The following is a 14,508-nucleotide window of genomic DNA, read 5'->3' as shown; positions in this document are numbered from 1 at the left end:
TCGTACAGAATCCTGACTCCCAGCCGGGCCACGCAAAGGACCTGCCCCATGAAGAAGATCCTCCTCATCCTCGCCCTGGGCCTCGGCCTCTACGGCGTCTACGACCGCAATCCGCAACTCTTCTCCCCCGCCGAGCAGCACGCCTCTGCCGATGGCCAGCTTCGCGAGGCCTTCGAGCAGCGTCGCAGCGACCTCCAGATCGAAGGCAAGGGCGTGGTGGCCAAGGTCCTGCGCGATGACCTCAAGGGCAGCCGCCACCAGCGCTTCATCCTGCGCACCACCGATGGACTGTCGCTGCTGGTGGCGCACAATATCGACCTGGCGCCACGCATCGACGGCCTGCGCGAAGGCGACGAGGTGGGTTTCTTCGGCGAGTACGAATGGAACGCCAAGGGCGGCGTGATCCACTGGACCCACCATGATCCGGCCGGCCGCCATGTCGGCGGCTGGCTGAAGCACAAGGGCCGCACCTACGAGTAGGGAGCAGCGCATGGCAGGCGACGACGGGCGGATCAAGGTCTACTACAACAGCGCTTGCCCCGTGTGCAGAGCCAGTATCGAGGGCCAGAAGGGCAAGACCACCGCCTGCCAGGTGGAATGGGCAGACATCCACCAGGACAACGCCGTGGTCGGTGAAATTGACGAGAACCTCGAATACGTCCGCGAACGCCTGCACCTGGTGGACGAGCACGGCGTGAAGCGCATGGGCGTGGACGCCTTCATCGTGCTCTGGCGCCACTCGCCGGGCGAGGAATGGAAGGCCCGGCTGTTCTCCCTGCCGCTCATCCACGGCCTGGCGCAACTGGCCTACAAGGCCTTCGCCCGCCTGCTCTACCGTTGGAACAAGTCCTTGCACCACTGGTGACCCAATCATGACAACGATCGAAACCCTGAAGACCCTCTCCCCCGCCGACCGCCAGCGCCTGGTGGAAGTCTGGGAGGACGCGGTGCGCGCCACCCATCACTTCCTCAGCGAAGACGACATCCAGTTCTTCAAGCCCCTGGTACGCGACGCCTACCTGGATTCGATGCGGCTCGCCTGCCTGCGTGACGCCGCAGGCCGCATCGCCGGTTTCATCGGTACGACCGGAGACCGGGTGGACATGCTCTTCGTCGATCCGGCGCAGCATGGCCGGGGCATCGGCCGCGCACTGATGGAGCACGCCCTGGCTTGTGGGGCCCGGACGGTCGACGTTAACGAACAGAACCCGCAGGCAGTGGGCTTCTTCCTGCGCATGGGCTTCGTCCGGGCCGGCCGCTCGGAAGTCGACGCCCTGGGCAAGGCGTTTCCCGTCCTGCACCTGCGCAGACCGTAGGATGGGTCGGGCGGCGTTCCGCGAGCGGAGCGATACCCATGCGGTATCAGAAAGCAGGCCGCCGGCCTGCCCTTCAATGCCGCAGCGATGGCACGGATTCCCTCACCCCAACCCTCTCCCGGAGGGAGAGGGGGCAAACGGTGCCTCGGGTGTAGCCCGGATACAGGCTACCCCTGCGGCTGCTGCACGATGATGGTCTGCGCCGGCATGGGCGCGGGGAAGTCGGTGCCGAGGGCGTCCTTGATGGTGCGGTTGGTATCGAAATACACCTGCCAGTAGTTGTCGTTGTGGCAGTAGGGACGCACCGCCAGCACCGGGCCGACCAGGTTGAACTCGAGGATTTCCACATCCACCGGCGGGTCGGTGAGGACGTTGGGGATGGCGGCGATGCGCTGCTTGAGCAGCGCCGCGGCGGCCTGATAGTCGGCGGCGCCGGACAGCTGGGCCTTCAGCTCCACCCGGCGATAGCTGTTGTGGCTGAAGTTCTGGATGGTGTCGCTGAAGATCTTGTTGTTGCCCACCAGGGTCATCACGTTGTCCGGCGTGTTGATGGTGGTGCCGAACAGGCCGATCTCACTCACCGTCCCCGTTACCCCTCCCGCGCTGATGAAATCGCCGACCTTGAAGGGGCGCAGGACGATGATGAAGCCGCCCGCCGCCAGGTTGGCCAGGAGCCCCGACCAGGCCATGCCGATGGCCAGGCCGACCGCCGCGATCAGCGCCGCCAGGCTGGTGGTCTGGATGCCGAAGTAGCCGAGGATGCCCACCACCAGCAGGATGTTCAGGGTCACGGTGATGAAGGAGCCGACATAGCGCAGCACGGTCGGGTCCGCCTTCTGCCGCTCCAGGGAACGCTGGACCAGGCTTACCGCGAAGTTGATCAGCCAGCGGCCGATCACCCAGAAGGCGATGGCCGCGAGGATCTTGATGCCGAAGGTGGTGGCGTACTGCATGACGGTGGTCATGAACGCGCTGACCTTCTCGGTACCTACATTGACGATCGTTGTTTCATCCATGGCGAAGCACCTTGCAGGAGAGAAGTGGCCCCGAAAAAACTAGCACGGCGCCAGTAAAGTGCTTGTCCGGCCCGGAGTAACGCCCGTAGGGGAGTAACGCTGTAGCCGGGTGTGCAGAAGTTGGCCAGGCGCGTTGGGCTTCGCGTAGCTCAGCCCAACCTACAAGAGCGTCAGACGGCGAGTTCCCAGAGCGGCATTACGGTCACCCGCACCTCGGGGTCGTGGCTGCCGCCGCCGAGGATGACCCCGCGCAGGGGCGAAACATCGGAGAAGTCGCGGCCCCAGGCCAGGGTGATGTGCTCCAGGTTGGGCAGGATGTTGTTGGTGGGGTCGAAATCCACCCAGCCGCTGCGCGGGCAGTAGACCGACACCCAGGCGTGGGAGGCATCGGCGCCGATCAGCCGTGGCTGACCAGGCGGCGGCTGGGTCAGCAGGTAGCCGCTGACGTAGCGCGCCGCCAGCCCGCGGGAGCGCAGGCAGGCGAGCATCAGGTGGGCGAAGTCCTGGCAGACCCCGCGACGGCGCTCCAGCACCTCGGTCAGCGGCGTCGCCACCTGGGTGGCGTCGGAGTCGAAGTCGAACTCGCTGAAGATCTTCTCCATCAGCGCCGCCGTGCCCTGCAGCAGCGGCCGACCCGCCGGAAAACTGCCGGCGGCGTACTCGGCGAACTGGCGCTTGATGCGCACATAGGGCGACTCCACCCGGTAGCGGCAGGCTTCCAGTTCGATGGGCGACAAGGCGCGGCCGGTATAGGCCAGGCTCGCCGGCACCAGCTCCCAGGCCGGTGAGGCAGCCAGGTCGATCGGAGCGTGGGGCAGCACCTCGACTTGCAGGCGGGTGTTCACCTGCAGTTCGTCGTGGGGGCGCTCGAAGGCGAGGCGCGTCAGCGGGTTGCCGAACACGTCCGCGAGGTCCTGGCGCAGGGTGGGTTCTGGCTCCACCAGCAACTGCTGGCCGCTGCACCGCTGCCAGGGGCAGTCCCGCGGCCAGAGGTGGACCAGCTGCTGGGACAGGGAAACCGGCGCCGAATAGCGATAGTGGGTGTCGTGGAACACCTGGTAGCGGGCGCCCTGCACAGGGGCGCTGGACTGGGCTTGCGCTCGCATCAGGTGGACACCGTTTGCTGGCTGACATCGTCGACGTGGGCAAAATAGCGCAATCCGAGGCGATCGGAGACCTGTCCGACGTTCTGCGCGATCTCCCGCAGCAGCCCGGCCAGGCCGGCGAGCACTTCATCGAGGCTTTCGCTGCCGAACAGCGGGTCTTCCAGGGTCGCCAGGTCGAAGGCCAGCAGGCGCCCGATCAGGCCGCTGAGCACCAGCTCCTGGGGCGCGCCGAACTCCAGGTGCAGACGCCCCAGGGAGCGCTCCAGCGCCTGCAACTGGAAGCGCAGGGCGTGGGGGTTCTGCTCGTGCAGGAGGAGCAGGTCGAGTACCGGGATCAGCTGCGGCGAGGCCAGGTAGCGCGAGCGGTAGGTGATGGTGCTGTTGCCCAGCTCCAGCAGCCAGTCCAGGGCCACCGGGTCCCAGGCGGCGCCGCCTTCGAGAAAACCGGCGATGCTCTCGGCATAGAACTGCACCCGCTCGATGCGCCGGCCGATCATCAGGAAGCGCCAGCCGTCGTCGCGGGTCATGTCGTCGAGGGCGAAGCCCGACAGGGCCGCCAGGGACATCAGCAGGCGGTTGAGGAAGTCCAGGGCCTCGCCCAGGTCGGTGCGCGCAGGGTCCAGCGCCTGGGCCTCGCGGTTCAGCTCCAGCACCGCGTGCCAGTTCTCCCGCGATAGCCGGCCGCGCACCTGGGCCGCCGCCCAGTGCAGACGACGCAAGTTGGCACTGACGCTGCTCGGCCATTCGTCGTCCAGCAGGGCCGCCAGCAGTCGCTCCTCCAAGGGCTCGTCGCCCAGCGGCAGCAGGCCGATGGCGCCGGCCAGCTGCAGGGCCGATTGCAGCGCCTGTTCGTCGCCGTCGGCATCCACGTAGCGCGACAGCACCACCCGCAGGAGGCGCGCGCCGTCATCGCAGCGCTCGCCATAACGGCCGAACCAGTAGAGGTTTTCCACCACCCTCGACGGCAGGTAGGGGTCCTGGCGGATCAGGTCGCGCACGCCGAGGGTACGCGGGCGCAGGGGCTCGCCCACCACCGGCAGGTCGGCCAGCACCCAGGTGTCCTTGCTGGCGCCGCCACGCTGCATGGAGACCACTTCGGCGTCGGCCGCCGAGGCCACGCGCGTCAGGCCGCCGGGCATCACCCAGTAGCGGCCGTCGCTGCCGGCCACGGCGAAAACGCGCATGCCGATGGCCCGCGACTGCAGCTCGCCGCGCTCGCCGTCGCCCTGCCAGACCGGCGCCTGGGACAGTTGGGCCATGCGCTGGGCGACATAGGCATGGGGGTGGGCGTGCAGGCGTTTGCGCAGGCCCAGCAGGGCGCCATCTTCCAGGGCGTGGCCGAACAGCGGCTCGAAGCTCTGCGAGGGGAAGGCCGGCTTGATCACCAGTCCGGCCAGGCCTTCCAGCGACTTGCCCATGCCCTGCCCGGTGCCGCACCACCAGGTGCCCACCGTGGGCAGCAACAGCTCTTCGCCGAGCAGGCGCTGGCTGACCCGGGGCAGGAAGCCGAGCAGGCCGGGCGACTCCAGCACGCCGCTGCCCAGGGCGTTGGCCACCAGCACCCGGCCGTGGCGCACCGCGTCCAGCAGGCCGGGCACGCCCAGGGCCGAGTCGGTGCGTAGCTCCAGCGGGTCGCAGTAATCGTCGTCGAGGCGGCGCAGCACGGCGTGGACGCGCTTCAGACCGCCCAGGGTCTTGAGGTAGAGGGTGGCGTCGCGCACCGTCAGGTCATGGCCCTCCACCAACGGGAAGCCGAGCTGGCGCGCGAGGTAAAGGTGCTCGAAATAGGTCTCGTTGAAGCGCCCCGGTGTCAGCAACACCACCAGGGGCGTCTCGCCGTCGCTGGGGGCCTGGCTGATCAGGGTTTCCTGCAGGGTGCGGAAGTAGCCGGCCAGGTACTGCACCCGCAAGTCGCGGTAGAGCTCCGGCAGGGCGCGGGAGACGATCTGCCGGTTCTCCAGGGCGTAGCCAGCGCCGGAGGGCGCCTGGGTGCGGTCGGCCAGCACGTGCCAGCGGCCGTCGGCGTCGCGGGCCAGGTCCACCGCGTAACTGTGCAGGAAGATGCCGCCGGGCGGCTGTACACCCTGGCAGGGCCAGAGGAAGTTGGGATGGCCGAAGACCAGCTCACTGGGCAGGAGCCCCTCGGCCAGCAGCTGCTGCTCGCCGTACAGGTCGGCCAGCATGGCGTTGAGCAGGCGCGCGCGCTGCGCCACGCCGGCGGCGATGGGCTGCCATTCCTCGGCCGAAAGCAGGTTGGGCAGCAGGTCGAGTTCCCAGGGACGGTCGGTGCCCTTGGGGTCGGCGTAGACGTTGTAGGTGACGCCATTTTCCTGGATCTGCCGCGCCAGCAGATCCTGGCGCTGCTTCAGCTGGGCAGGCGAGGCGCGCTCCAGTTGCTGGAACAGGCGCTGCCAGTGCGGGCGCACCGCGCCCTCGGCGTCCAGCAGTTCGTGATAGGCCGTGGCGGTCAGGGGGTAGTTGTCTAGCAGCTCGGACATCGACAGGCTCGGCAGAAGGGCAGCAGGGAAACTTTAGCGGACGACGCGGCGCCCGGCCGCAGCGGCGCCGGCCGGGACACCACCCTTGCAGCCTACAGGCGGCGCAGGTCCAGGGTCATGGGCAGTTCGTCGTCGACCAGCGGCTGACCGACCTGCAGCTTGCCCGGGGTGTGCCCGTGACGGAAGAAGCGCGCCAGGCGCCGGCTTTCCGCCTCGTAGGCGTTCACCGGGAAGCTGTCGTAGCTGCGCCCGCCAGGGTGCGCCACATGGTACTGGCAACCGCCCAGGGAGCGCTGCATCCAGGTGTCCACCAGGTCGAACACCAGCGGCGCCTGCACGCCTATGGTGGGCTGTAGGCAAGACGCCGGCTGCCAGGCGCGGTAGCGCACGCCGGCGACAAACTCGCCGACCCGCCCGGTGGGCCGCAGCGGCACGGGATGGCCATTGCAGGTGAGCACGTAGCGGTCCGGGGTCATGCCGCTGACCTTCAGCTGCACCCGCTCCAGGGAGGAGTCCACGTAGCGCACGGCACCGCTTGCGGCGCCCTCCTCGCCCAGCACGTGCCAGGGTTCCAGGGCCTGGCGCAGTTCCAGGTCGATGCCCTTCACCGAGTAGTCGCCATATTTCGGGAAACGGAACTCGAAGTGCGGGGCGAACCATTCGCTGCGCAGCGGATAGCCTGCGGCGTTGAACTCATGGACCACGTCTTCGAAGTCCTGCTGGACGAAGTGCGGCAGGAGGAAACGGTCGTGCAGTTCGGTGCCCCAGCGCACCAGCTTAGGCGGCTGGTAGGGCTCGTTCCAGAAGCGCGCCACCAGGCCGCGCAGCAGCAATTGCTGGGCCAGGCTCATGCGCGCATGGGGCGGCATTTCGAAGGCGCGCAGCTCCAGCAGGCCGAGGCGGCCCGTACTGCTGTCCGGCGAGTAGAGCTTGTCGATGCAGAACTCGGCGCGGTGGGTATTGCCGCTGACGTCCACCAGCAGGTTGCGCAACAACCGGTCCACCAGCCAGGGCGGGCAGTCGGCGCCGGGCTCGGGCATCTGCCTGAAAGCGATCTCCAGTTCGTAGAGGGCATCGTTGCGCGCCTCGTCCACCCTCGGCGCCTGGGAAGTGGGGCCGATGAACAGGCCGGAGAAGAGGTAGGACAGCGAGGGGTGGTTGTGCCAGTAGCTGATCAGGCTGCGCAACAGGTCGGGGCGGCGCAGGAAGGGCGAGTCCGCCGGCGTGGCACCGCCCAGCACGAAGTGGTTGCCGCCGCCGGTGCCGACATGGCGGCCGTCGACCATGAACTTCTCGCTGGACAGCCGGCTCTGCCGCGCCGCTTCGTAGAGGAATTCGGTGCGTTCCACCAGTTCGTCCCAGTTGGCCGAAGGGTGGATGTTCACCTCGATCACTCCCGGGTCCGGGGTGACGCGAAAATTTACCAGGCGCGGGTCGCTGGGCGGCTCGTAGCCTTCCAGCAGCACCGGGCAGTCCAGTTCTCCGGCCGTGGCCTCGATGGCGGCCACCAGCTCCAGGTAGGCCTCCAGCTCGTCCAGGGGCGGCATGAAGAGGTAGAGCCGGCCCTCGCGGGGCTCGGCGCAGAGGGCGGTGCGGACAATACCGGCGGCCGACTTATGCAGGCCCGGCTCGCGGGCTTGCGCCATGGGACGCGGCGCGCCGTCACGCAGCTGCTGGCGGATCTGCGCGGCGCGAGGCAATGGCGGGAAGGCCTGGCTGGGATCAGCCGGATTCACATAGGGGTAGTCGGCCTCGCTGGCCCAGGGCTGGGATTCCAGCGGCAGGCGGTAGCCCAGGGGCGAATCGCCGGGGATCAGCCGGCAATGCTCGTCGCGCAGGTACCAGCGGCTGCTGTCCCAGGCGTCGCCCGCCGCGCTGCGCGCCAGCGGCAGCACCTGGCCGACTACATCCCCGAGGCCACGTTCGAAAACCCGGCGCAGGCGCTCGCGCTCCAGCGGGTCGGCCAGGCGCGCATCTTCCGGGGTGACGTTGGCGGGCAGCTTGCGCTCGCGCCAGAGGTAGTAGAACCAGTCCTCGAACGCCGGGAACTGGTGCTCCGCCGAAACGCCCAGGCGCCCTGCCACTCCCTTGAGAAAGCGCGCGGCGAGCGTGGCGTCGGCGCCATAGCTGCGGCCTTCATCGGCATAGAGCGCCGGGTCCTGCCAGAGGCTTTCGCCGTCGCGGCGCCAGTAGCAGTTCAGCGACCAGCGCGGCAGCTGCTCGCCGGGGTACCACTTGCCCTGGCCGAAGTGCACGAGCCCCTGGGGCGAATAGTGTCGGCGCAGGCGGTAGAACAGGTCAGCGGCGAGCAGGCGCTTGTTCGGCCCCAGGGCGGTGGTGTTCCACTCGGGGTCGTCGGGGTAATCGATGGCGATGAAGGTCGGCTCGCCGCCCATGGTCAGGCGCACGTCGCCACGAACCAGGTCGGCGTCGATGCGTGCGCCCAGTTCGCGGATGGCCTGCCATTGTTCCTCGCTATAAGGCTTGGTCACCCGCGGCGCCTCCCAGACCCGCTCGACGCGCATCTCGTGAGCGAACTCGCACTCGCTGTCTTCCACCGCACCGCTGATGGGCGCTGCGGAAGAAGGCTCCGGGCTGCAGGCCAGGGGAATATGGCCCTCCCCGGCGAACAGGCCGGAGGTGGGGTCCAGGCCGACCCAGCCGGCGCCCGGCAGGTAGACCTCGCACCAGGCGTGCAGGTCGGTGAAGTCCACCTCGGTGCCGCTGGGACCGTCGAGGGACTTCTGGTCGGCGGTGAGCTGGATCAGGTAGCCGGAGACGAAGCGTGCCGCCAGCCCCAGGTGGCGCAGCAGCTGCACCAGCAGCCAGGCCGAGTCGCGGCAGGAGCCGGAGGTCTTCTCCAGACTCTCTTCCGGGGTCTGCACGCCGGGCTCCAGGCGGATCAGATAGCGGATATCCCGCGACAGCTGCTGGTTGAGCGCCACCAGGAAATCGACGCTGCGCTTGGGCGTGAGGTCGATGCGCGCCAGGTATTCGGCGAACAGCGGCGTCTCCGGCAGGCAGCTGAGGTAGGGCGCCAGCTCGCGCTGTTCGTCGGCGGTGTAGCTGAACGGAATCTGTTCGGCGTAAGGCTCGAGGAAGAAGTCGAAGGGGTTGAACACCGCCATCTCGGCGACCAGGTCGACCTCCACCTTCATCTCGCGGGTCTTTTCCGGGAAGACCAGCCGCGCCAGGTAGTTGCCCTGGGGGTCCTGCTGCCAATTGATGAAGTGCTTGCCGGGCGCCACCTTCAGGGTATAGCCGAGGATGCGCGTACGGCTGTGGGGCGCCGGCCGCAGGCGGATGATCTGCGGCCCGAGGTTGACTTCGCGATCGTAGCGATAGTGGGTGACGTGATGCAGTGCGACATGGATCGACACGGCGTGCCTCCTGCGGGCCTGGGCGATGCCGGGAGCCGCGCAAGACTTGTGCCAGCCCCCGTACCTTGGATTTCCGCCCCTTCAAGCACTGGAAAGGGGCCGTAGTCGCCCCCGGACGGCGCAGCCGCACAGAAATGGTTCAACGGCCCGACCGAGGGGGTGAATTCAAAGCCTAGCGGCGGAAGATGAAGGAGAAGGGAATTCGCGCGGGCCTGCTTAGGCCGATTGGGCATAAGCACCAACGATGGGGCTGCGAATACCTGTGGGGAAGAATGATGGGTATCGCGTTACTCGCGGAACGCCGCCCGACCATCCTACGGTCTTTGGTAACTTCACAGCCCCGGTGCGAGTCCCTTCTCGACGTCTGGCCGACCCGGAAACAAAAACGCCAGCCCGAAGGCTGGCGTTTACATCAGCGCGGCGCTACTGGCCGCTTGGCGGGCTTCTTCTTGCCGCCGCCCTTCTCGGACGCGGCCGCCTTGTTTTCCGCCTGCTTGCGGGCGAAAGCCGCGGCCTTGGCCTGTTCGCGCTTGTCCCAGGGATTGCTGCCGTCGCTGCCACGCGGTGGCAGGCCGGTGTGCTGGGTCAGCATCGCCTTGCCCACCTTCTTGCTGCCGGCCGGGGTGGAGTTCTTGCGACGGGCGCTGTGGTACTCGTCCGTGGCGGGCTGGTAGGCCGGAATCAGCTGGTGCTTGCCGTTGCCGATCAGGTCGCCTCGGCCCATGCGCTCCAGCGCTTCGCGCAGCATCGGCCAGCCCTTCGGGTCGTGGTAGCGCAGGAAGGCCTTGTGCAGGCGGCGTTGCTCCTCGCTCTTGACGATCTTCACCCCTTCGCTCTTGTAGGTGACCTTGCGCAGGGGGTTCTTGCCCGAGTGGTACATGGCGGTGGCGCTGGCCATGGGCGAGGGGTAGAAGGCCTGCACCTGGTCGGCGCGGAAGCCGTTGCGCTTGAGCCAGAGGGCGAGGTTCATCATGTCCTCGTCCGTGGTGCCGGGGTGGGCGGCGATGAAATACGGGATCAGGTACTGCTCCTTGCCCGCTTCCTTCGAGTACTTCTCGAACATCTGCTTGAAGCGGTCATAGGAGCCGATGCCGGGCTTCATCATCTTGCCCAGCGGACCTTCCTCGGTGTGCTCGGGAGCGATCTTCAGGTAACCGCCGACATGGTGGGTCACCAGTTCCTTGACGTACTCGGGGGACTCCACGGCCAGGTCGTAGCGCAGGCCGGAGGCGATGAGGATTTTCTTCACCCCGGGCAGCGCGCGGGCCGAGCGATACAGCTGGATCAGCGCCGAGTGGTCGGTGTTGAGGTTCTCGCAGATGCCCGGCCAGACGCAGGACGGCTTGCGGCAGTGCTTCTCGATCTCGGTGCTCTTGCAGGCGATCCGGTACATGTTGGCGGTGGGGCCGCCCAGGTCGGAAATGACGCCGGTGAAACCGGGCACCTTGTCACGGATTTCCTCGATCTCGCGGATGATCGACTCTTCCGAGCGGTTCTGGATGATGCGGCCTTCATGCTCGGTGATGGAGCAGAAAGTACAGCCACCGAAGCAGCCGCGCATGATGTTCACCGAGAAGCGGATCATCTCGTAGGCCGGGATCTTCTCCTTGCCATAGGCCGGGTGCGGGACACGGGCGTAGGGCATGCCGAAGACGTAGTCCATTTCCTCGGTGGTCATCGGGATGGGCGGCGGGTTGAACCAGACGTCCACCTCGCCGTGCTTCTGCACCAGGGCGCGAGCGTTGCCGGGGTTGGTCTCCAGGTGCAGCACGCGGTTGGCGTGGGCGTAGAGCACCGCGTCGTTGCGCACCTTCTCGAACGACGGCAGGCGGATCACGGTCTTTTCGCGGGTCAGCCGCGGGTTGGGCAGCAGCTGCACCACCTTGGCTTCCTCCGGGTCATCCACCGGGCCCTTCTCCTGCTCGATGGCGCAGGCGGCGGTGTCCTGGGTGTTGACGTAGGGATTGATGATCTTGTCGATCTTGCCCGGACGGTCGATGCGGGTGGAGTCGATCTCGAACCAGCCTTCGGGGGTGTCACGGCGCAGGAAGGCGGTGCCGCGCACATCGGTGATGCTTTCGATGGTCTCGCCCCAGGACAGGCGCTGGGCGATCTCCACCACGGCGCGCTCGGCGTTGCCGTAGAGCAGGATGTCGGCGGTGGCGTCCATCAGGATCGAGCGGCGCACCTTGTCCTGCCAGTAGTCGTAGTGGGCGATGCGGCGCAGGGACGCCTCGATGCCACCGAGCACCACCGGTACGTGGGTATAGGCTTCCTTGCAGCGCTGGCTGTAGACCAGGCTGGCGCGGTCCGGGCGCTTGCCCGCGAGGCCGCCCGGGGTATAGGCGTCGTCGGAACGGATTTTCCGGTCCGCGGTGTAGCGGTTGATCATGGAGTCCATGTTGCCCGCCGCCACGCCGAAGAACAGGTTCGGCTCGCCGAGCTTCATGAAGTCGTCCTTCGAACGCCAGTCCGGCTGGGCGATGATGCCCACGCGGAAGCCCTGGGATTCCAGCAGGCGACCGATGATGGCCATGCCGAAGGACGGATGATCGACGTAGGCATCGCCGGTCACGATGATGATGTCGCAGGAATCCCAGCCGAGCTGATCCATCTCTTCCCGGCTCATCGGCAGGAAGGGTGCGGGACCGAAACACTCGGCCCAGTACTTCGGATAGTCGAACAGCGGCTTCGCAGCTTGCATATTTTTTGACCAGCGGGCTTTTTCACGGGGCGCGGAATATAGCACAAATTTTGAGCAAATCCGACGCCCACGCTGGGTTTCTGCTAGGCCGAACGCAAGCCTGTAGGAAATTACTTACAGAGTGATCACAAATTCTCCAGATCGCTATACTTCTGCCGACATAAGAACCGCCAGGCCGTACGTAGTAGAACTCTTACAAGGAGCGTGCGCGGTGCCTCGTCCAAGCCTCCCCCTCTTCCTGCTCCTTTGCTGGCTCGGCCTCGCCGTGCCAGCGCAGGCGGCTTTCGAACTGACCCCGCAGAGCAGCGGCGCGTCACTCAATGAGCAGATCGACCTGCTGGAAGACCCGGACGGCAAACTGGGCATTCAGGACATGGCCAGCCCGGCGGTGCAGCAGCGCTTCACGCCGGCCAACGGCCGCGCCAGCGTCGGCCAGAGCCGCAGCGTCTGGTGGGTGCGGGTGCAGCTCAGCCGCAGCAACGAGGCCCCGAAGCAGTGGTGGCTGGAGAACGCCGGCATTACCGTCTATCGGGTCAGTCTCTACCTGCCGGACGGCAACGGCCGCTGGATGGCCCGGGAGTCCAGCGAAGCGCTGCCCTTCGCCGAGACTCGCGACTACTCCTACCGGCGCATGCTGTTCAAGCTGCCGGAAATCGGCGCGCAGCCGCTGACCCTGTACTTCCGCAGTTTCGATCCGGCGGGTAACTCCTTCCCGTTGAAGATCTGGCAACTGGATGACCTCAAGGAGCTGAAGGCCACCGAGAACCTCGGCTTCGGACTGGTCTACGGGGTGATCCTGGCGCTCTTCCTCTACAACCTGTTCATCCTGGTGGCGCTGCGCGACCCCGCCTACCTCTGGTACGTGCTGGCCACCGCCTCGGCGCTGGTGTTCATCCTCAGCATGACCGGGCACGGCTTCCAGTACTTCTGGCCGGATGCGCCGGTGCCCCTGTGGCTGGACCGCATTACCCTGCCGGCACTCTGGGGCATCTTCGTCATGCGCTTCACCCAGGAGCTGCTGTACACCCGCCGCGGCCTGCGCTGGGCCGACCGCCTGTTCAACGTGGCCTGCGTGCTCTACGCCATCGCCATCCTGATCAACGTCTTCGGCTACCGCGCCGAGGGCGCCATCCTGATCGCCCTGACCCCGATAGTGACGGTGCCGACCGCCCTGATCAGCGCGCTGATCCGCTGGCGCCAGGGCTTCATCCCGGCGCGCTTCTACCTGATCGGCTACGGCACCGTGCTGGTCAGCACCGCGGTACTGGTGATGCGTGCTGCCGGCATCATCCAGCCGATCAATTTCACCGCCTACATGTTCCCCGTCGCCGTCGCCGCCGAATCCATCCTCTTCTCCTTCGCCCTGGCCTACCGCATCCAGATGCTCAAGCAGGACCGCGCCGCCGCCCTGGAGCAGGCCGACCGCGAGAAGGCCGCACGCCTGGCGCAAATGCAGGCCAGCGCCGATGAGCTGCAAGCAGCCGTCGCCGCCCGGACCGCCGAACTGGCCGCGGCCAACGTGCGCCTCAGCGAGCGCGAGCGGGCCCTGCAGCATGCGGCCTTCCACGATCCGCTGACCGAGTTGCCGAACCGCCGCTACCTGATCGAGCGCACCGAGTCGGCCCTGGCCAACGCCAAGCGCCACGACGAAGCGCTGGCGCTGATGCTGATCGATCTCGACAACTTCAAGCCGATCAACGATCGCTTCGGCCACGACGCCGGCGACGAGATGCTGCGCACCATCGGCCAGCGCCTGCGCGAGCACGTGCGCGGCGGTGACGCGGTGGCGCGCCTGGGCGGCGACGAATTCGCCGTGCTGATCGGCGGGGCGGACGCCGAAGTCGAGGCCTGTGACCTGGCCCGGCGCCTGCTGGACGAACTGGCCGCCCCGGTGTGCTACGGCGCGGAGCGGCTGTCGGTGACCATCAGCATCGGCGTGGCGCTCTTCCCGCAGCACGCCCGGCATTTCTCCGGGCTCTACCAGACCGCCGACCGGGCCCTGTACAAGGTCAAGGCCCGCGGCCGCTCGGGATTGGCGGTGTTCGGCGAGGATGGCGAACTGTCCAGCGAGGCCAGCCTGCAGCTGGATGTGCTGAAGATTCGCAGTGGGCTTTTGTAGGGCAGCCCTGCGGTCTGCCTGGCGAATGAATTGGCTCTGTCTGCGTTAGCTGCTGTTGCATCGAATAAAACGCCCTAACACGGTATTTTCAGACCTCCGCACTTGCCTGATTCATCCCTCACCCCCGCCCTGCGCCCCAGCCTGATCGCTTCGCGCTCAGTCGCTCATCGGCACCGGAAGCGGTGCTTCCGACAGCGTGCCGCTTCGCCCCAAAGGGCGAGGGGTGACTCGCGCCTGACAGGGCGCGGCAATCCTGATGCCTGCTCATTGCCTGAACCTGTGCAGAAGAGGTGGGGCGGCGACTCGGCCCCGTCAGGAGGCCGAGCGGAAGCGTTGCGCAGGGGGACGAGCGGCATGGATGCCGCGAGA

9 protein-coding genes are annotated in these 14,508 nt (G+C 67.2%); 4 read left to right on the top strand and 5 right to left on the bottom strand.

Annotated features, from left to right (window positions below):
• Positions 1-48 precede the first annotated feature (48 nt).
• From E8F11_RS29805 to E8F11_RS29795, 3 genes are read left to right on the top strand one after another with little or no spacing between them, the layout of a single operon-like run.
• A complete protein-coding gene (locus E8F11_RS29805; protein WP_280292521.1) occupies positions 49-480 on the top strand; it encodes a DUF3465 domain-containing protein in 432 nt (143 codons plus the stop codon).
• Positions 481-490: 10 nt separating this feature from the next.
• The gene (locus E8F11_RS29800; RefSeq protein ID WP_280292520.1) at positions 491-865 is read left to right on the top strand and encodes a DUF393 domain-containing protein; all 375 of its coding nucleotides are present in this window, start codon (positions 491-493) and stop codon (positions 863-865) included.
• 7 nt (positions 866-872) lie between these two features.
• Positions 873-1,316, top strand: a complete 444-nt coding sequence (locus tag E8F11_RS29795) for a GNAT family N-acetyltransferase (RefSeq protein ID WP_280292519.1) — start codon at positions 873-875, stop codon at positions 1,314-1,316.
• Between the two features lie 167 nt (positions 1,317-1,483).
• Here the strand turns inward: E8F11_RS29795 and E8F11_RS29790 are convergent, their stop codons facing one another.
• The 5 genes from E8F11_RS29790 to E8F11_RS29770 form a co-directional block, all read right to left on the bottom strand.
• A complete protein-coding gene (locus tag E8F11_RS29790; protein ID WP_280292518.1) occupies positions 1,484-2,332 on the bottom strand; it encodes a mechanosensitive ion channel family protein in 849 nt (282 codons plus the stop codon).
• A 170-nt stretch (positions 2,333-2,502) separates the two neighbouring features.
• Positions 2,503-3,438 carry a transglutaminase family protein gene (locus E8F11_RS29785; protein ID WP_280292517.1) on the bottom strand — a complete coding sequence of 312 codons (936 nt, stop codon included), beginning with the start codon at positions 3,436-3,438 and terminating at the stop codon, positions 2,503-2,505.
• Complete coding sequence (locus E8F11_RS29780; protein WP_280292516.1) at positions 3,438-5,936, bottom strand: circularly permuted type 2 ATP-grasp protein; 2,499 nt, start codon at positions 5,934-5,936, stop codon at positions 3,438-3,440. The genes E8F11_RS29785 and E8F11_RS29780 overlap by 1 nt, the downstream gene beginning before the upstream one ends.
• A gap of 92 nt (positions 5,937-6,028) precedes the next feature.
• Complete coding sequence (locus tag E8F11_RS29775) at positions 6,029-9,316, bottom strand: transglutaminase family protein (protein ID WP_280292515.1); 3,288 nt, start codon at positions 9,314-9,316, stop codon at positions 6,029-6,031.
• Positions 9,317-9,728: 412 nt separating this feature from the next.
• Positions 9,729-12,020, bottom strand: coding sequence for a YgiQ family radical SAM protein (locus tag E8F11_RS29770; RefSeq protein WP_280292514.1), 2,292 nt, complete (start codon positions 12,018-12,020; stop codon positions 9,729-9,731).
• A gap of 211 nt (positions 12,021-12,231) precedes the next feature.
• On the opposite strand from E8F11_RS29770, the gene E8F11_RS29765 reads away from it, so the two are divergent.
• Positions 12,232-14,139, top strand: coding sequence for a diguanylate cyclase (locus E8F11_RS29765; RefSeq protein ID WP_280292513.1), 1,908 nt, complete (start codon positions 12,232-12,234; stop codon positions 14,137-14,139).
• Positions 14,140-14,508: the final 369 nt, after the last annotated feature.

The organism is Pseudomonas sp. BN417 (genome assembly GCF_029871205.1).
In the GTDB taxonomy this organism is placed as follows: Bacteria; Pseudomonadota; Gammaproteobacteria; order Pseudomonadales; family Pseudomonadaceae; genus Metapseudomonas.
Note: the sequence above shows the minus strand (reverse complement) of the source record. Positions and strands in the feature narration are given on the sequence as shown.

Excerpts from the sequence above, each read along its gene's own strand:
- E8F11_RS29805 (WP_280292521.1), top strand. The coding sequence starts at position 49 with ATGAAGAAGATCCTCCTCATCCTCGCCCTGGGCCTCGGCCTCTACGGC.
- E8F11_RS29800 (WP_280292520.1), top strand. The coding sequence starts at position 491 with ATGGCAGGCGACGACGGGCGGATCAAGGTCTACTACAACAGCGCTTGC.
- E8F11_RS29795 (WP_280292519.1), top strand. The coding sequence starts at position 873 with ATGACAACGATCGAAACCCTGAAGACCCTCTCCCCCGCCGACCGCCAG.
- E8F11_RS29790 (WP_280292518.1), bottom strand. The coding sequence starts at position 2,332 with ATGGATGAAACAACGATCGTCAATGTAGGTACCGAGAAGGTCAGCGCG.
- E8F11_RS29785 (WP_280292517.1), bottom strand. The coding sequence starts at position 3,438 with ATGCGAGCGCAAGCCCAGTCCAGCGCCCCTGTGCAGGGCGCCCGCTAC.
- E8F11_RS29780 (WP_280292516.1), bottom strand. The coding sequence starts at position 5,936 with ATGTCCGAGCTGCTAGACAACTACCCCCTGACCGCCACGGCCTATCAC.
- E8F11_RS29770 (WP_280292514.1), bottom strand. The coding sequence starts at position 12,020 with ATGCAAGCTGCGAAGCCGCTGTTCGACTATCCGAAGTACTGGGCCGAG.